The organism is Sphingomonas sp. (assembly GCF_036388435.1).
Taxonomy (GTDB): Bacteria; Pseudomonadota; Alphaproteobacteria; order Sphingomonadales; family Sphingomonadaceae; genus Sphingomonas.
The window spans coordinates 70,377-87,920 of sequence record NZ_DASVRV010000048.1; the positions used below are offsets into that span (position 1 = coordinate 70,377).

The window sequence follows — 17,544 nt, forward strand, 5'->3', positions numbered from 1 at the left end:
CCCCGGTCGTCCGCGCGAAACCCCGCCCGACCGCCCGCGGGCTTTGACGTTGGCGTGCGTCCCCCGCTGGGCTATGCCGCCCTTTATCCGAGGCAGTTCGAGGCCAGCCGTCACCTTATGATCAATGCGCTCGGGCTACTCAAACGGCGCCGGTTCCTGCCCTTGTTCACCACCCAGTTCATGGGGGCGTTCAACGACAATCTGTTCAAGACCTCGATGGTCCTGTTCGCGACCTATCAGATCTTCGCCGACGAACGGCAGGAAGGCTTCTTCAACGCCCTCGCCGCCGGGCTGTTCGTGCTGCCCTTCTTCCTCCTGTCCGCATTGGCGGGCCAGCTCGCCGATTCGAACGACAAGACCCGCATCATCCGCGTGGTGAAGCTGGCGGAGATCGGCATCATGCTGGTCGGCTGCGCGGGGCTGCTGCTCGCCAGCACGGGTGCGGTGACGCTGCCCCTGGTGCTCATGCTCGTCGCGGTCACCGGGCTGGGCATCCATTCGACCTTTTTCGGCCCGATCAAATACGCGATCCTCCCCCAGCATCTCGACGACAAGGACGTGCTCGGCGGCACGGGGCTGGTCGAGGCGGGGACGTACCTGTCGATCCTGCTGGGCACCATCGTCGCCGGCTTCATCTACCGATCGACGCTGATCGTGGCGGGCATGACGCTGGCGGTCGCGATCGGCGGCTACCTGATCGCGCGCCAGATCCCGCCCGCGCCCCGGCTGGGGCCACAACTCGTCATCGACTGGAATCCGCTGCGGGCATCCTGGCGGCTGATCGCGGCGACGATGCACATCCGCCGGTTGTTCCTGGCGATCTGCGCGATCTCGTTCTTCTGGACGATCGGCTCCGTCCTGATCATCGCCTTTCCGCCGCTGGTGAAGAACGTCCTCACCGCCGACGCCGGCGTCGCCAGCCTGGTGCTCGCGGTCTTCTCGATCGGGGTCGCGATCGGATCGGTGGTCATCAACCTGCTGCTCAAGGGCGCGATCTCCGCGCGCTACTCGCCCGCGTCGGTGATCGCGATGGGGATCGCGGTGATCGCATTCTGGGCGGCGGTGCGGCTCTGGACCCCGACGACGGACGGCCGGCTCTACGGCATCGGCACGTTCATCGCCCAGCCCCACGCCGGCACGGTGCTGGTCTCGCTGCTCGCGGTGGCGATTTTCGGCGGCATGTTCGTGGTGCCCCTCTACGCCTTTCTGACGACCACCGTCGCCAAGGACCAGACCGCGCGCACCGTGGCGGCGAACAACGTCGTCAATTCGGGGGCGATGACGATCGGGTCGATGGCGGTCGCCGCGATGATGGCGATGGGGGTGACCGCCGGGCAGCTATTGCTGCTCGTCGCGGCCATGTGCGTGTTCGCCGCCTGGATCGCGGTAAAGCTCCACCGCGCCTGCGACTAGAAGATGAAGCTGTAGAAGCAGGTGAAGAAGGCGGAGAAGCTGAGCAGGAACAGCTTCCAGTCGCGATCCTCGTCGGGCGCGGCCTTGGGCGTGACGGGCGGCGGCAGGGCCCGGCGAAGGGGGTGGCCGGCGGCTTCGTTGGTCAGGACTAATCGTCTGGTCATGGCGAGGACGTTAACGCCCCGTTTACGATTTCGACCAGTGTTAAAGGTGGTTAAGCCCGTCCCGTCCCTATTCGGCACGGCTTTGGCCGTCGTGCGTTGAGGGCGCGAAGGAGAAACATCATGACCGATCAGCGCGGCGGCGGACTCGACCTGCGGCCCCTGGGGGAACAGGCGGGCGAGGACCCCGGCGGCACCGGCGGCTCGAGTGGCGGCGGGACGATTGCCGGCGCCGGCCAGCCCAGCGGCGGCACCCTGGACAGCCGGCGCGGCGAGGTCGATGCTCCGGTCCGCGATCCTCATGCGACGCCCCGCCCCGACAGCCTGGCCGGCATCGCGGACAGCGAGATCGCGGCCGAGGCGGCGGTGCTCGGCTCGGCGGACGGCAGCCTGGCGGACGCGAGCGGTGCGCGCGGCGCGGTCGGCACCACCCCGTCGGGCGGCGAGATGCTCGGCACGGGGGCGGGTCGCGGCGAACCCGGGTCGGGCACCGGCGCCGATCATTCCGGCCTGAGCGGGGGCGACCCGCTCGGGGCACCGATCAGGCCGCGCTAGATGCCCGCATACCAGGCGTAATCGTTCGAATCCTCCCAATAACCGCCCTTGCCCGCGCCGATGCCGGCCAGGCTGGCGACCGCCTCGACGCGCATCACATATTTGGCGTGCTTATAGCCGAGCTGCCGCTCGACCCGCAGCCGCAGCGGCGCCCCGTTGGCGATCGGCAGCGTCCGCCCGTTCAGCCCCCAGGCGAGGATCGTCTGGGGATGGAAGGCGTCGACCAGGTCGATGCTCTCATAATATTTGCCCGCGCCGTAATCGTCGGCGCAGTGGAAGACGAGGTACTTGGCCTGGGGCAGCAGCCCCGCCTCGTTCAGCAACCCGCGCAGCGGCGTCCCCGTCCACCGCCCGATCGCGCTCCATCCCTCGACGCAATCGTGCCGCGTGATCTGGGTCCGCGCGGGTAGTTGCCGTAACCGGTCGAGCGACACCGACAGCGGCCGCCGCACCAGCCCGTCCACGCGCAGCCGGTAATCGGCGAAGTTCCCGGCGGCGAGCGCACGGTAATCCGCCGCCGCCGGGTCCGACGTGCCGTTCGCGCGGAACACCGGCGACAGGTCGGCGCTCGTGAACTCGCGCGCGAGCGCCCCGCGGTTGGACACCAGCCGCGTGAAGTCCTGCGTCAGTCCCTCCGCCCCCGCCGCGAACCCGCGAAAGGCGGGCGTGGCCGCGATCCGGTCGCAGCCCGACAGCATCAATCCGCCCGCGCCCAGCCCCAGCGAACCGACGAGCCCGCGCCGCGTGATCATGCCCCGCCCTCCTTTACCTGGGCGACATGGAACCAGCCCGTCACCATCGAGCGTATCTCGTTGACGGGCCCGGCGAGCAACACCAGAACCAGGTGCACGACGATGAAGCCCAGCAGCCCCGCCGTGCAGAGGAAGTGGAGCGACCGCGCCGACTGCCGCCCCCCGAACAGGTCGAGCATCCACGGCCAGGCGGCGTTGAACCCGGGCGACATGCTCACCCCGGTCAGGATCACGACGGGCAGCAGCACGAACAACACCAGCCCATAGGTCAGTTTCTGGAGCACGTTGTAATGCGCGCTCCCGTCGGTCGGGTGGAAGCGCAGCCGCAGGTGATCGACCACGTCCTTGCCTATGCTGGCCGGTGTCAGTTCCGCGCGCGTGGGCAGCAGGTCGCGGCGGATATGGCGGTTGACCGCGCTCCACAGCAGATAGGCGAGGGTCAGGACGGCGAAGATCCACGCGACGGACAGGTGCCAGCGCCGCGCGGCCGCCAGGCTGTACCCGGACGGGATTGTCGCCCACCACGGAAACGCGCGGGTGCGCTCGACGCCGTCGCGGTCCGTCCACCGCCCCAGCACGCCCGTGGTCGGGATGCGCGTCGACCCGATGACCATCTGCCCGCCGGTCGCGGTCGGCCCGATCTGCAGCCAGGCGCGATCGGTGTTCGCGCCATATTGCCCCCAATAGAGCCGCGGATGCGCGTTGAAGATCATCAAGCCGCTCATCAGCATCACGGTAAGCACGACCGCGTTGATCCAGTGCCACAGGCGCGTCGATACGCGGTGACGATAAATGCGCCGCGGCGGGTCCGATCGTGTCTCGTCACTCATCGCCAACCTCCCGGCCCGTCCCCGCTCCGGCCATATAGGCGCAACTGGACCCGAGCGTGAGGGCGGGGCATCACGGTCCCGGATAGGACGGATGGCGATGCGGATGATGATACGGCGTGGTTTCCTTGTCGGCGCCGCCCCGCTCCTCGCTCGCCTGCCCGCCCCGGCATTCGGCGGCGCCGCGTTCCGGCGCGGAGTACTGGCATTGGAGGAGGCCTCGCGCGGGCGGCTCGGCGTGGCGATCCTCGACACCGGCACGGGCGCGCGCTTCGCGACGCGCGGCGGCGAGCGTTTCGCGATGTGCAGCACCTTCAAGCTCATCCTCGCCGCCGCGATCCTCGCCAAGGTCGACCGCGGTCGCGAGCGGCTCGACCGACGCGTGCCGATCGGCGCGCGGGACCTAGTCCCCAACTCGCCCTTTTCGGAGACGCGGGCCGGCGGTCAGGCCACGGTCGCGGAGCTGTGTCTCGCGACGATGACCCGCAGCGACAACGCCGCCGCGAACCTGCTCCTTCCCGCGGTCGGCGGCCCCGCCGGGATCACGGCGTTCGTCCGTACGCTCGGCGACGACCGAACCCGGCTCGACCGTATCGAGCCCGAGCTCAACGATGTCCGCCCCGGCGATCCGCGCGACACGACCACGCCCGACGCGATGCTCGACCTGTTCGGGCGATTGACGCTCGGCACCGTGCTCGCCCCCGGGTCGCGCGACCGGTTCACGCGCTGGCTCGTCGCCAACAAGACGGGCGACCGCCGATTGCGCGCGGGCCTGCAGAAGCGCTGGCGCGTCGGCGACAAGACCGGCGCCAGCGGGCGGGGTCACGACAACGACGTGGCGATCCTCTGGCCGCCCGCGCGAAAACCGCTGCTCGTCGCGAGCTACATCGCGGACACCCCGCTCGACCTGCGCGAATCCAACGTCATCCACGCCCGCCTGGGGAGGCTGATCGCCGCCGCCGTCGCCTGAACGCCCATGCCCGTTCCGAACCACGGCCGACCGCATTCTCGCGGCGTTCCAGATCCAGGACCAGCGGCCGATATGGCGTCGTCATGTCCGACTTTCCCCGACATCGGAACCGCGCGCCCGGATCGCTGGACCGTGCCGAAATAGGCCAGAACCTAATCACGACCCGCACGTTCTCGCCCCTTGAAGGAGCGCTGCGATGGCCGGACTACCAGAACCCACCCTGGAATCGGGTCGAACATCGGCGGACGCCGGCATCTCGACCCTGATCGCCGGTGCGGCCGAGCCGCTGCCGGACATCGACGATCCCGCGTTCGGCCGATTGTTCGACCGGTTCGCCGACGCCAGATTGGTCCTGCTCGGGGAGGCGAGCCACGGCACGTCCGAATTCTACCGGGCGCGAGCGGCCATCACCCGGCGGCTGATCGAGGAACATGGCTTCACCATGGTGGCGGTCGAGGCCGACTGGCCCGACGCGGCCGCGATCGATCGACACGTCCGCCACGAGGCGCCGCGCGTCGATGGCGAGCCTCCCTTCACCCGCTTCCCGACCTGGATGTGGCGCAATGTCGAGTTCGCCGGCTTCGTGCGCTGGCTCCGGCGGCACAACGAAGCGCTCGCGCCGGCGGCACGGGTGAGCTTCCACGGCCTCGACCTCTATAATCTCAACGCCTCGATCCGCGCGGTCATCGACTATCTCGACGGGGTCGATCCCGACGCCGCCGCGACCGCGCGCCAGCGATATGGCTGTCTCAAGCCGTGGCGGGAGGACCCCGCGGTCTATGGCCGCCTCGCGCTGCGCGAGGGCCATGCCCGGTGCGAGGCGGGGGTCGTGGCGACGCTGCGCGACCTGTTCGCGCGGCAACGCGACTATGCCGCCACCGGTAGCGACGCTTTCCTCGACGCTGCGCAGAATGCGCGGCTGGTCGCCAATGCGGAGGCCTATTACCGGGCCATGTACCATGGCTCGGCCGCGAGCTGGAACCTGCGCGACGAACATATGTTCGACACGCTCGATCTGCTGATGCGGTCGAAGGGCGAAAATGCGAAGGCGGTCGTCTGGGCGCATAACAGCCATATCGGCGATGCGCGTTTCACCGATATGGGCGAGTCCAGGGACGAGCTGAACCTCGGCCAGCTGGCACGGGAGAATTACGGCGAACAGGCCTGCCTGATCGGCTTCGGCACGCATGCCGGAACGGTGGCGGCGGCGGACGACTGGGACGCGCCGATGCAGGTCAAGCACGTCAATCCGTCACGCCCGGACAGCTACGAACGCCTCGCGCATGACAGCGGGGTGGCGCGCTTCCTGCTCGATCTGCGCGACGGCGTGCACGACCAATTGCGCGACGCGCTGATGGAACAGCGGCTGGAGCGCTTCATCGGCGTGATCTACCGCCCGGATACGGAACGGTGGAGCCATTATTCGTCGGCCAGTCTGCCTGCCCAGTTCGATGCCCTGGTGTGGTTCGACACGACAGGCGCCGTCACGCCCCTGCCCGTGCCCGTGTCCGACCAGCCGGACCAGGCGGCAGCGGACGACACCTGCCCCTTCGGGCTCTGACGACCGATCATCAGTGCCAATCGGCGTCGGGCGCGGGCGCCGACTCGCTCGCGACGCGCTTCACGTCGCCCAGGTCCACGACCGCGTCATACGGGTCCGCATCGAGGGCCGTCGCGCGGTTCAGCTTGCGCTGCCAGCGGCGTAGCGCCTCGACATAGGGTGCGAAGGGCACGCGTCGCAGCGTCCCGTCCGGCTGCCGCTCCACATCGGCGATGTCGTTGTGCAGCCACGCGCCATTATGCCAGTCGGGCATGTCGACGGCGGGAAACAGGCAGATGCCCTGAAGGTCGACGCCGCGCGCCACCGCCGCCAGTCCTTCGCTCACCACATCGTTCAGCCAATCGGGCCGCCCGCCCTTCAGCCCGGACGTCTCGGCGATCACGCAGGGGCGCCCGTATCTGCGCCACGCCTCCTCGACCAGGTCGCATAGCGGCCGGATCCGATCGTCGCCGGGCGCCAGCGCCGCGTGCGGACCGCCCGCGCGATATTCCATCTGGCCGAAGCTGTAATTGTTGAAGCCCAGGATATCGATCACCTCCGGGCTTCCGCCGAGTTCGGGTCGCTTCAGCCGGGCGATGATGTCCCAGGCCAGATAGGCGTCGTCATAGCTTTCCCGCCGCGCCGCCTCGGCCAGGTCGGGCCGATCGCGGGGTGGGACGACCCAGATCAACGGGTCGACATGGACCATGCGCGCGTCGGGGAAATCCTCGCGGATCGCCTTCACCGCCGCGATGTCGGCGCGAGCGAGCGCGGCGGTGAACCGGCGCCGATAGTCCGCGTCACGGCCGAAGGGCGCCGCCCAGCCCCACTCCCCGCCCATATAGCCCCAGAAGGTCGGCTCGTTGATCGGGGTGAAGCATAAAGGCCCATGATGCGCACGCGCCGCGACGTGGCGGGCCGCGGCGCGCGCGAACGCGGCGAAGCGCGCCGGAAAAGCATCGGACAGGGGATCGAGCCCATCCGGAAAGCCGTAATGGCACAAATCCCAGATCGGCAGCACGCCGTGGCGGCGCTGCGCCTGGAGAAACGGCTCGACGGGCGCGAAGTCGTACTCGCTCCCGCCCCCGCCCGTGTCGATCAGCGACCAGGGCAGGCCTTCGCGCGCCACGCCGATGCCGAGTTCGGCGAGCATCGCATAATCCTCGTCGGCTTTCGCATAATGCCCGATCTCGGCCGACAGGTCGCGGCGGCCCCGGTCCTTCCACACGAAGGTCGAGCATTCGAAGCCGGACAGGAAAAAGGTCGGAAAGATGCCGGGGTGCTGCGCCATGCGTCGACTATGCACGACGCGATCGGCCGGTCCAGAAAAGTCGGAGGAATCGCTCGCGCCGACTAGGGACGCTCTCGAACGCCAGGTCGAAAGACCGACGTCCGGCCACATTTCAGGACGAAGTGGTGGAGCCGAGGGGGATCGAACCCCTGACCTCTGCAATGCCATTGCAGCGCTCTCCCAGCTGAGCTACGGCCCCACATCGTACCGCGACGCGCCGCGAAGGGGCGCATCCGGGTCCGGGAGAAGCGCCCCTAGCGAGGCCGCTTCCCCTTGGCAAGCGGTGACGCGCACGTCACCGCCCGCCCGCCGCTCAGCTGTCGTCGTCCTCGCTGGTCGTCTCGACGCCCAGATCGTCGTCGCCGCCCAGATCGACCTCGTCGTCGGCCGAGGGTTCGCCCTCGTCCGCGGCCAGGATATCGGGATCCTCCTCACCGCCGGCGAGCACCGCGTCCTTGGCGGGATCGGCCTTGACGATCTCGAACGCCATGGGCTGCTTCGATTTCAGGATCGTCTCCGGCATGAAAGTATTCGCGCATTCGATGCAGGTGACGGGGTCGGCCTTGCCGAGATCATAGAAACGCGTCGCGCATTTCGGGCACGTACGCTTCGTGCCCCATTCCGGCTGGATCATGCCAGGGTGCCTTTCGGATCGGGTTTTCGGGAGGATGGCCGCCCAGATGGAGGGCGCCTTGCCATGGCGCAACCTGACTGTCAAAGCGCCGCCCGCCCCCTATGCCCCACGTCTGCATCCCCCGAACCATCCGCGCGAGCGGCCCCTTGCGGGGCGGGATCGCCGTGCCCGGCGACAAGTCGATCAGCCACCGCGCACTGATCCTGTCCGCGCTCGCGGTGGGCCAAAGCCGCATCACCGGCCTGCTGGAGGGCGAGGACGTGCTCGCCACCGCCGCCGCGCTGCGCGCCATGGGCGTGACGATCGACCGTATCGGGCCGGGTAGCTGGACCGTCCACGGCGTCGGCGTCGGCGGGCTGCTCCAGCCGGAGCGCGCGCTCGACATGGGCAATAGCGGCACCTCGACCCGGCTGCTCATGGGGCTGGTCGCCACCCACCCGATCACCGCGACGTTCGTGGGCGACGCCAGCCTGTCGCGCCGCCCCATGGCGCGCGTCGCCGAGCCGCTCGGGCGAATGGGCGCCGACATCGCCGCCAGCCCGGGCACGACGCTGCCGCTGATGGTGCGCGGCCTGTGCCCGGCGGTGCCGATCGCCTATACGCTCCCCGTCGCCTCGGCCCAGGTGAAGTCCGCGATCCTGCTGGCCGGGCTCAACACGCCCGGCATCACCCGCGTGGTCGAGCCGATCCCGACGCGCGACCATAGCGAACGGATGCTTGCCGGCTTCGGCGCGGAGGTGACGGTCGAGGAAACGCCGCAGGGGCGCGTCATCTCGCTCACCGGCGAGGCCGAGCTTCGCCCCCAGGACATCGTCGTTCCGGGTGACCCGTCCTCCGCCGCCTTCTGGCTCGTCGCGGCCAGCATCGTCCCCGGCTCCGACCTGCTCGTACGCGGCGTCGGCATGAATCCGACCCGCACCGGCCTTCTGACCGCGCTGCGGCTGATGGGCGCGGACATCACCGAAAGCGATGCCCGCATCGTCGGCGGCGAGCCCGTCGCCGATCTCCGCGTCCGCCATGCGCCGCTGCGCGCGATCGCGGTGCCCGCCGATCTGGCCCCGTCGATGATCGACGAATATCCCGCCCTGTTCGTGGCCGCCGCCTTTGCCGATGGCCGCACGGTGGCGCGCGGCGCGCACGAACTGCGCGTCAAGGAATCGGACCGCATCGCCGCCATGGCCGCCGCGCTCGGCGCGAACGGCGTGGCCGTCCAGGAGCATGAGGACGGGCTGACGGTCGCGGGCAGCGGCGGCGCGGCCATCCCCGGCGGCGGCACGGTCGCGACCCGGCTGGATCACCGCATCGCGATGAGCATGGCCGTCGCCGCGCTCCATGCCCGCGCACCGGTTTCGCTCGACGACGTGGCGCCCGTCGCGACCAGCTATCCCGACTTCTTTTCCACTCTCGAAGCCGCAACCGCGCAGGAGCGTTCCGCTTGATCATCGCCGTCGACGGCCCCGCCGCCTCGGGCAAGGGCACGGTGGCGCGCGCGCTCGCGCGTCATTTCGGCCTGCCGCATCTCGACACCGGCCTGCTCTACCGCGCCGTCGCCCACCATGTCCGCCGGCTGGACCTCGACCCGGCGAAGGAAGCCGACGCCGTCGCCGCCTGCGATTTCGACGACCGCACGCTTGCCGACCCCGCCCTGCGCGACGACGCGGTCGGCCAGCTCGCCTCGATCGTCTCGGCGCATCCGCTGGTCCGCGCGGCCTTGTTCCAGCGGCAGAAGCGCTTCGCCAACCAGCCCGGCGGCGCCGTGCTCGACGGGCGCGATATCGGTACGGTGATCGCCCCCGACGCCGACGTGAAATTGTTCGTCAAGGCCAACGCCGCCGTCCGCGCCCGCCGCCGCCACACCGAGCTGGCGGAACGCGGCCAGTCGCTCACCTATGAACAGGTGCTCGCCGACATCCGCGCCCGCGACGCCCGCGACAGCGCGCGCGCGACCGCGCCCCTGACCCAGGCCGCCGACGCCGCCTCGCTCGACACGAGCAATCTGACGGTCGAAGCCGCCATCGCCCGCGCGATCGCGCTGGTGGAGGGGCGGGTGCGGGGACGGACCGCGGGCGCCTAGTGCCGCATGACAGCCTTCCGGGTTCGGCACAGCCGGCATAATCGGCGGACTCGCGCGGCCGCCGAACGCGGAAATGATCATGCGGCTCGCCAGGCCTATGTTACATCGCTCCACGGGGGGTCGGCCATGCGACGGGCGCTAGTTCTTGGGGGAGGCATAGCCGGGCTCGCCTCGGCCGTCGCGCTCGCGCGCGCCGGGTGGAGCGTGTCGGTCCACGAACGAGCATCGTCGATGGAGCCGCTCGGCGCCGCGCTCAGCTTGTGGCCGAACGCGACGGCGGCGCTCGACGCCTTGGGTGTCCTCGCGTCCGTCGCAGCATCGGGTGCGCCGCTCCGGTCCATGCTGGTGGCGGATCGTCGGGGCAGGCCGATCATCGGGCCGCGAGCGGTTCATGGGCCTGCGCTCATGGTGACGCGCTCGGCGCTGCAGGGCCGGCTGGCCGACGCGTTGGGCACGATCCCGCTTCATCTCGACGACACGGTGGACGGTGTGGATCAGGACCGATCCGGAGCCGTGGCACGGTTCGCCGACGGCCGACGGGTCGCGGCCGACCTGGTGATCGACGCGGGCGGCATCTGGTCGACCCTCGCGGGCGTACCGGGACGGCCGCGGCCCGACTTCAGGGGCTATGGTGGCGTCGTGGCATTGTCCGATCCGACCTACGGCCCCGGCCTGAACGGCGCCGCGTCCGAATATTGGAGGACGAACGAGCGCTTCGGCGTGTTCGAACTGCCGGAGCGCCGCCGCTACTGGTTCTACATGCACGACCAGCGGATCGATCAGGCGGCGCCCGACCATGGCTATGTCAGTCGCAGAGCGATCGGTTGGCCGCGAAGCGTGATCGAGGCGATAGCGGCGACCGCACCCGATCGGCTCATCCCGTTCGCGATCAGCGCCCGGCCAGCGCCGAAGGCGCTGGGGCGCGGGCGCATCGTCGGCGTGGGGGATGCCGCGCACGCGATGGAGCCCAATCTGGGCCAAGGCGCGTGTCAGGCGCTGGAGGACGCCGCGGCCCTGGGCGCGATCGCCGCGCACACGCCCCCCGATCGGATGCTCGCGGCGTTCGAGCGGCTCAGGCTCGAGCGGGTCCGCGCGATCGTGCGGCGATCGGCCGAAGGACGGATGGGCGCCCATGGCCCCAGGCCGGTCCAGGCGATCATGCGCGCCATTCTTCGCGCGGTGCCGGAGAGCCTGACCGAGCGCGTCGCCCGGTCCGTCCACACGATGCCGAAGCACGAGCCGGTCTAGCGACGACCGCCCGATCGCTCGATCGGCGGCTCCCGATGCCGGACGGCGATCGGCTTCCATCCGACCGGCCCCGCCTTGCCCCTTCGCCCCCGTTCGGCTATGCGGTCCCCGTCCGGCGGGCAGGTGCTCGCGGAGGTCGGCGCGGAGAATTCGTTCTCACGCGCCCTTTTCGCATTCCATGCGGGTCTTCCTCCAACCGCACCATCCTTCCCGGACGCCGCGCCGGCATGGGGTCGTCGCGGTGGTTATCAGGCCAAGACCACCGGACCCAACCGGTTGGCCGGACAAATATACTGAGGATTCGAAGACCTTTATGGCAACCCAAGCCCCGACCCAGGTTATGCCCACCCGCGACGATTTCTCCGCGATGCTCGACGACATGTTCGGCGGTGCCGACAGCTTCGAGGGACGCGTCGTCCATGGCACCGTGACCGCGATCGAGAATGATCTCGCCGTCATCGATGTGGGCCTCAAGTCGGAAGGCCGCGTGCCCCTCCGCGAGTTCGCCGCGCCCGGGCAGAAGGCCGATCTGAAGGTCGGCGACGAGGTCGAGGTCTATGTCGACCGGGTCGAGAACATGCACGGCGAAGCCATGCTCAGCCGCGACCGCGCCCGCCGCGAAGCCGCCTGGGACAAGCTGGAAACCGAATTCGCCAAGCAGGCCCGTGTCGAGGGCGTGATCTTCGGCCGCGTCAAGGGCGGCTTCACCGTCGACCTGTCGGGCGCCGTCGCCTTTCTGCCGGGCAGCCAGGTCGATATCCGCCCCGTGCGCGACGTCACCCCGCTGATGGACCTGCCCCAGCCCTTCCAGATCCTGAAGATGGATCGCAAGCGCGGCAACATCGTCGTCTCGCGCCGCGCCATCCTCGAGGAAACCCGCGCCGAGCAGCGTTCGGGCCTGATCCAGTCGCTGGCCGAGGGCCAGGTGATCGAGGGCATCGTCAAGAACATCACCGATTACGGCGCGTTCGTCGACCTGGGCGGCATCGACGGTCTGCTCCACGTCACCGATCTCAGCTACAAGCGCGTCCAGCACCCGTCCGAGGTGCTCAACATCGGCGACACCGTTCGCGTCCAGATCATCCGGATCAACAAGGACACGCAGCGCATCTCGCTCGGCATGAAGCAGCTGGAAAGCGATCCCTGGGATGCCGCGTCGGTCAAATATCCGGTCGGCGCCAAGCTGACGGGCCGCGTCACCAACATCACCGAATACGGCGCGTTCGTCGAGCTCGAGGCCGGCATCGAGGGGCTGGTCCATGTCTCCGAGATGAGCTGGACCAAGAAGAACGTCCATCCGGGCAAGATCGTCTCCACCTCGCAGGAGGTCGACGTGATCGTGCTGGAGGTCGACGGCGAGAAGCGTCGCATCTCGCTCGGCCTCAAGCAGGCGCAGAACAACCCCTGGGACGCGTTCATGGCGGCCCATCCGATCGGCTCGACCGTCGAGGGCGAGGTCAAGAATGCGACCGAATTCGGGCTGTTCATCGGCCTCGACAACGACGTCGACGGCATGGTCCACATGTCCGACATCGCCTGGGGCGTCTCGGGCGAGGACGCGCTCAACCTCCATCGTAAGGGCGAGACCGTTCAGGCCGTGGTGCTCGACATCGACGCCGAGAAGGAGCGCATCTCGCTCGGCATGAAGCAGCTCGAGCGCGGCGCCCCCGTGGTGGGCGGCGCCGCCGCGGCCGGTGGTGCGGGCGTTAACAAGAATCAGGTCACCACGGTCACCGTGCTCGAGGTCCGCGACGCGGGTCTCGAGGTGCAGGTCGGCGACGATGGGGTCACCGGTTTCATCAAGCGTACCGATCTCGGCCGCGACCGCGACGAGCAGCGCCCCGAGCGCTTCCAGGTCGGCCAGAAGTTCGACGCGATGGTGACGGGCTTCGACCGGTCCAAGAAGCCGACCTTCTCCGTCAAGGCGATGCAGATCTCCGAGGAGAAGCAGGCCGTGGCGCAGTACGGCTCGTCCGACTCGGGCGCGTCGCTGGGCGACATCCTGGGCGCCGCGCTCAAGGCTCGCGAGGGTAATTGAGGCGATGGCGGGGCCGGAGCACCATACGCTCCGGCCCCGCCATGACTTTAATCTACATTTCTTATTTGAGCATCGTATCGGACCTTTCCGTCCGACAAGTTGCGCGATAGCAACGACGTAGCCATCGACTCGGCTGAAGGGGGCTCTCGAAGATGATCAGGTCGGAACTCGTCGATCGCCTGTGCGAAGAACATCCCGACCTGTCGACGCGCGAGATCGAGGCGATCGTCGGCTGCTTCTTCGACACGATCTCCGCGCGGCTGGCGGCCAATGGCCGGGTGGAATTGCGCGGCTTCGGCGCCTTCTCCACCCGTCCGCGCGACGCCCGAACGGGCCGAAATCCGCGCACCGGCGAGCATGTCGAGGTCGAGGCCAAACGCGTTCCCTATTTCAAACCCGGCAAGGAAATGCGCGCGCGGCTCAACGTGTGAGTTGATTTGTCCGTCCCGATGGGCTTGTCCCTCGGTGGTGGGCGGACGTGGCGAAATCGGTAGACGCTGCCGACTTAAAATCGGTTTCCTCTGGAGTGCGGGTTCAAGTCCCGCCGTCCGCACCCACACCCTTCTAAGGGCCTGACAACCCTCAGAAACGGCAGTTTTCCGTGGCTTTCCACCTCACCAAGGCACATGGTGGAGGTACAAAAGCCCCGATGGGAATAGTCGTGAAGCACGTACAGTCGCACCCGAAGACAGGCCGCCTGAGCTTCCGCCGTGCCTACCCGCCTGAGCTTCGGGCTTTCATCCCCGGCGCGGCGCGGGAACTGAAAGTGTCCCTGGGCACCAGAGACGCCAGCTCCCCCGACTTCCACGCCCGCTACGGCCTCGCCCTTGCCCAGTTCGATGCGACCACCGCCAAGGCCCGCAAGCTGGCGTCCGGGACCTATGACGCCCTGGACGCCCCGACGGTGGCCTACCTGGGCAAGATATTCGAGATCGAATGGCTAGAGCACGACGAACGGGACCGCTGGGCGAAGGGTCCTGAGGGTGCCCGGCGGGTCCAGGCGGGATGGGAGTGGAAGCTCCCCGACTTCAAGCTCTGGCGCGGCTCTGGCGACCTGGAAGCGATCGAAGAGGAATGGGGCGACTCGGCGCGGGAGCTGCTAGCGGCCCAGGGCCTAGCGGTGGACCCGAACGACCACGCGGCTTTCCAGGCCCTATGCCGGGAGCTGAACGATACCGCCATTCGGGTTAGCGAGGTAGCCCAGGCCCGGCTTGCCGGGGAGGTGGTCCCGACGCCCTCCCCGCCCCCGCCGCTCGCCTCAGGGCCCTCTAAGGCCGACCTGCGCGTCCCGTTGCTGGCCACGTTCGATGCCTATGCCGCCGCCGTTCTGAAACCCATCACGGCCCAGGACTGGAGGCGGGCGGTGGAGAACCTTGTGGCCTTTCTGGGCCATGACGACGCCCTACGGCTAACGGCCGACGACCTATTGCGGTGGCGGGACCTGCTACTAGTCGAGCCCCTGAGGGACGGAAGTGTCCGGCAAGCCGGAACCGTTCGCGGGAAGTATATCGGATCAGTGAAGGCCATGTTGAACTGGGCCGTCCAGGAACGGAGGCTGTCCACCAACGTCGCGCTAGGCATCGTGGTCCGGGGAGCAAAGAGGCCCAAGCTGCGGGAGCGCGACTTCACCGACGAAGAGGCTCAGCGTATCCTTGCCGCCACCTTCGCGCCCGTTCACGCCAACGTCGCTGAGACCTACGCACGGGCCCGCCGGTGGATACCTTGGCTATGCGCCTACACCGGGGCGCGGGTGAATGAGTTAAGCCAGCTCAGGGGCGAAGACGTGGCCCAGATAGAGGGGGTGTGGACCATCCGTATCACGCCTGAGGCCGGGACCGTGAAGGCCCAGGAGGCCCGCATTGTCCCGCTACATGCTCACCTGATCGAACAAGGATTCCTGGAGCTTGTGGGGGGCCTGGGGGCCGGACCGCTGTTCTACGATCCCTCCCGCCAGCGTGTACACGCGGACACCAACCGCCACGTCAGGAAGGTGGGCGAGCGCCTGGGCCAGTGGGTGCGCGGCACTGTGGGCATCACGGACCCGAACGTCTCCCCGAACCACGGGTGGCGGCATCGGTTCAAGACGCAAGCCCTCCAGGCCGGGGTGCCCGAACGGGTTGCCGACGCCCTCCAGGGCCACGCCGCGAAGACGGTAGGGCAGACTTACGGAAGGGTCCCGATCGCGACCTTAGCGGAAGCCGTGGCCCAGCTTCCACGATATCTAGTTTCCAAGGCGTAGCGAGACGGGTGGAAGCCTCTAAGCGAGACAATGGTGTCGCCCCGGTATCGTCCAACTGTCGCGATCGGCGGTTCGCTGTCGTGCGTCAGCTCTAAAATGTCGTCTTCCTGTCGTAAGCTTGTCGCCTTATTGTCGCTCCGGTGACGTCCCCATGTCAGCATTGTTTCAGCGATACAGGGCTAGCAAACCAGAGAGGATGCAATCTTGAAACACGACCCAAAGCGACTACGCCAAGTGCGGGAAAGTATGGGTATGACGCAAGAGAAGTTGGCAATTCTAAGTAGCGTGTCCGAGAGAACAGTTCAACGGGCGGAGGCAGGGCTGAATATGAGCCTTGAAACTCTCAATGATTTTGCTTCCGCTCTGGAGATGCCGCTGAGTAGCCTGGTCTCTGACCCCGAGGAGATAAACTCTGAGGAGGCCATTGGGCTTCGGCGTGTAGTGAGTATTCGCGCGGTTATAGACGAGCTTGAAACGTCAGGAGTAGCGGTTCTCGACTGCGAACTGGACCCCAACCCAACGGAGCTACAGCCCATACTCGATTTGGTGGGGGCAATCGAGGCTCGACTACCCTCCCCCTGGAACTATTATGAACGGCCGGGAAAGTTGACGCTCAGTCAAAAGCTTGTTCTCTCGGGCGCGCTCATGGCTCATTTACAGGCGCTGAGCTTGGTGAATATCGGTCTCTATACAACTACTTCTTGGATCAAAGCGAAGTATCCGCAATATGATCCCGGACCTGATAGGTGCTGCACCAACGACTGGACGCCGTACACGGACGTGAAAGCGATGCAACTAGTCGTTGCCCGCTCAACGGACCCTCGCCTCTACAGGAAGCCAGTACCTTGGTGGGGACTTGAGGTCGCATCGGGGTTCGTTGATCTGGAAGACGACGATGTTCCATTCTAGAGTTTCGCGGTCGGCGTGACGCTCGCGGCTCCAGTCATTCGGCCCCGACGCCAGCCAACCTTCGCGCCGCCGCCATGGCCTCCACGATGCCTGGGGAGAATTGCTCCAGAGCTTCTGCCAGTTGATCCGGGGGGAGGCGCATTTCCATGACGGGCTGAAGCCGCTTGGCGGCCTGCCGTCTCCGCATCTCTCCGAAGTCGCCCGGTGCCCCTGGGCCTGCATCGTCCCTAAGGCGGTCCCGCTCCCGCTTGGCTGCCCGCCAGCCCGTGCAGGCCGCCGGGGGCATCCCGGCCGCTTCCAGGTCCCCCCGGACGCGGCGCATGTCCGCTACCAGCCCATCCGAGATGCCGTAGGTTGCGACCATGTCCGCCTTAGACCTGTCGGCCTTCCGGGCGATGGCAAGCCACGCGGCGTCGGCCTTGTCAGCCGTGCTGATATTCAGCCGGTTCTTCGCGTTATCCGCGATGCTGAGCGCGATAGCCCAGTCGACTCGCTCTTGTCCCCGGAGAGCGGACCCGACAGCGCGGACGGGCACCGGCTTAGCCCAGCCTGCCTCACCATATGCAGCTAGTCTGTGGTGACCGTCGACCAGATACCAGCGGTCCCCGAAAGCCACCACTGTGACCGGGTCGAGAGGCGTTCCGCGCTTCGCTATGCGGGCCAGCTCCGCAACGTGCGCACCGCTCCGCCCCGGCGCATAGGCGATGCTATCGAAACGCGGCTGGAAGAGGTTCGGAGCTTCGTGGATGTCCTCCCGGTCAAGCTGGTCTGGCGAGCTGTCGAGAGACCCGCCCGCATCCTGGGCCGCAAGCTGGGCGGCTTCCCACCGGATGGCGGACCGGTTCGGCGGGTCGATGACGTACACGGACGATCCTTATGCAATTCGCCTATGC

General features: G+C 68.0%; 17 protein-coding genes and 2 tRNA genes. 12 read left to right on the forward strand and 7 right to left on the reverse strand.

Translation table 11 applies throughout. From position 1 onward, the window contains the following. Positions 1 to 117 precede the first annotated feature (117 nt). Complete coding sequence (locus VF592_RS11925) at positions 118 to 1,413, forward strand: MFS transporter (protein ID WP_331005847.1); 1,296 nt, start codon at positions 118 to 120, stop codon at positions 1,411 to 1,413. On the opposite strand, the gene VF592_RS11930 is transcribed toward VF592_RS11925, so the two are convergent. Then, a complete protein-coding gene (locus VF592_RS11930) occupies positions 1,410 to 1,577 on the reverse strand; it encodes a hypothetical protein (RefSeq protein WP_331005848.1) in 168 nt (55 codons plus the stop codon). The genes VF592_RS11925 and VF592_RS11930 overlap by 4 nt on opposite strands. Before the next feature lie 120 nt (positions 1,578 to 1,697). Between VF592_RS11930 and VF592_RS11935 the strand changes: the two genes are divergently transcribed. Beyond that, a complete protein-coding gene (locus VF592_RS11935; RefSeq protein ID WP_331005849.1) occupies positions 1,698 to 2,129 on the forward strand; it encodes a hypothetical protein in 432 nt (143 codons plus the stop codon). Here the strand turns inward: VF592_RS11935 and VF592_RS11940 are convergent. Further along, on the reverse strand, positions 2,126 to 2,881 hold the full coding sequence (locus tag VF592_RS11940; protein ID WP_331005850.1) for a molybdopterin-dependent oxidoreductase: 756 nt from the start codon (positions 2,879 to 2,881) through the stop codon (positions 2,126 to 2,128). The genes VF592_RS11935 and VF592_RS11940 overlap by 4 nt on opposite strands. Further along, entirely contained in the window at positions 2,878 to 3,711 is an 834-nt protein-coding gene (locus VF592_RS11945; protein WP_331005851.1) for a cytochrome b/b6 domain-containing protein, read from the reverse strand. The genes VF592_RS11940 and VF592_RS11945 overlap by 4 nt, the downstream gene beginning before the upstream one ends. A gap of 97 nt (positions 3,712 to 3,808) precedes the next feature. Here VF592_RS11945 and bla point away from each other — a divergent pair, with 97 nt between their 5' ends. Continuing rightward, complete coding sequence (bla, locus tag VF592_RS11950) at positions 3,809 to 4,678, forward strand: class A beta-lactamase (protein WP_331005852.1); 870 nt, start codon at positions 3,809 to 3,811, stop codon at positions 4,676 to 4,678. A 196-nt stretch (positions 4,679 to 4,874) separates the two neighbouring features. Beyond that, positions 4,875 to 6,239, forward strand: a complete 1,365-nt coding sequence (locus VF592_RS11955; RefSeq protein WP_331005853.1) for an erythromycin esterase family protein — start codon at positions 4,875 to 4,877, stop codon at positions 6,237 to 6,239. 10 nt (positions 6,240 to 6,249) lie between these two features. Here the strand turns inward: VF592_RS11955 and VF592_RS11960 are convergent, their stop codons facing one another. From VF592_RS11960 to VF592_RS11970, 3 genes are all read right to left on the reverse strand, one after another. Next, positions 6,250 to 7,509 (reverse strand): hypothetical protein, encoded by a 1,260-nt coding sequence (locus VF592_RS11960; RefSeq protein WP_331005854.1) that lies wholly within the window; start codon positions 7,507 to 7,509, stop codon positions 6,250 to 6,252. Positions 7,510 to 7,632: 123 nt separating this feature from the next. After that, positions 7,633 to 7,708: transfer RNA gene (locus VF592_RS11965), tRNA-Ala, on the reverse strand. A gap of 114 nt (positions 7,709 to 7,822) precedes the next feature. Next, positions 7,823 to 8,143 (reverse strand): TIGR02300 family protein, encoded by a 321-nt coding sequence (locus VF592_RS11970; RefSeq protein ID WP_331005855.1) that lies wholly within the window; start codon positions 8,141 to 8,143, stop codon positions 7,823 to 7,825. A gap of 101 nt (positions 8,144 to 8,244) precedes the next feature. On the opposite strand from VF592_RS11970, the gene aroA reads away from it, so the two are divergent. From aroA to VF592_RS12010, 8 genes are all read left to right on the forward strand, one after another. After that, complete coding sequence (aroA, locus tag VF592_RS11975) at positions 8,245 to 9,582, forward strand: 3-phosphoshikimate 1-carboxyvinyltransferase (protein ID WP_331005856.1); 1,338 nt, start codon at positions 8,245 to 8,247, stop codon at positions 9,580 to 9,582. Beyond that, positions 9,579 to 10,217 carry a (d)CMP kinase gene (gene cmk / locus VF592_RS11980; protein ID WP_331005857.1) on the forward strand — a complete coding sequence of 213 codons (639 nt, stop codon included), beginning with the start codon at positions 9,579 to 9,581 and terminating at the stop codon, positions 10,215 to 10,217. The genes aroA and cmk overlap by 4 nt, the downstream gene beginning before the upstream one ends. Positions 10,218 to 10,343: 126 nt before the next feature. Then, the gene (locus VF592_RS11985; protein WP_331005858.1) at positions 10,344 to 11,465 is read left to right on the forward strand and encodes an FAD-dependent monooxygenase; all 1,122 of its coding nucleotides are present in this window, start codon (positions 10,344 to 10,346) and stop codon (positions 11,463 to 11,465) included. A gap of 313 nt (positions 11,466 to 11,778) precedes the next feature. Continuing rightward, positions 11,779 to 13,503 carry a 30S ribosomal protein S1 gene (gene rpsA, locus VF592_RS11990; RefSeq protein WP_331005859.1) on the forward strand — a complete coding sequence of 575 codons (1,725 nt, stop codon included), beginning with the start codon at positions 11,779 to 11,781 and terminating at the stop codon, positions 13,501 to 13,503. Positions 13,504 to 13,655: 152 nt separating this feature from the next. Continuing rightward, positions 13,656 to 13,934 (forward strand): integration host factor subunit beta, encoded by a 279-nt coding sequence (locus VF592_RS11995; RefSeq protein WP_331005860.1) that lies wholly within the window; start codon positions 13,656 to 13,658, stop codon positions 13,932 to 13,934. A gap of 41 nt (positions 13,935 to 13,975) precedes the next feature. Further along, positions 13,976 to 14,056 (forward strand) — tRNA-Leu (locus VF592_RS12000). A 108-nt stretch (positions 14,057 to 14,164) separates the two neighbouring features. Then, positions 14,165 to 15,742 (forward strand): tyrosine-type recombinase/integrase, encoded by a 1,578-nt coding sequence (locus VF592_RS12005; protein ID WP_331005861.1) that lies wholly within the window; start codon positions 14,165 to 14,167, stop codon positions 15,740 to 15,742. A gap of 234 nt (positions 15,743 to 15,976) precedes the next feature. After that, positions 15,977 to 16,651 (forward strand): helix-turn-helix transcriptional regulator, encoded by a 675-nt coding sequence (locus VF592_RS12010; RefSeq protein WP_331005886.1) that lies wholly within the window; start codon positions 15,977 to 15,979, stop codon positions 16,649 to 16,651. A gap of 34 nt (positions 16,652 to 16,685) precedes the next feature. On the opposite strand, the gene VF592_RS12015 is transcribed toward VF592_RS12010, so the two are convergent. Next, positions 16,686 to 17,516, reverse strand: a complete 831-nt coding sequence (locus VF592_RS12015) for a ParB/RepB/Spo0J family partition protein (protein WP_331005862.1) — start codon at positions 17,514 to 17,516, stop codon at positions 16,686 to 16,688. Positions 17,517 to 17,544: the final 28 nt, after the last annotated feature.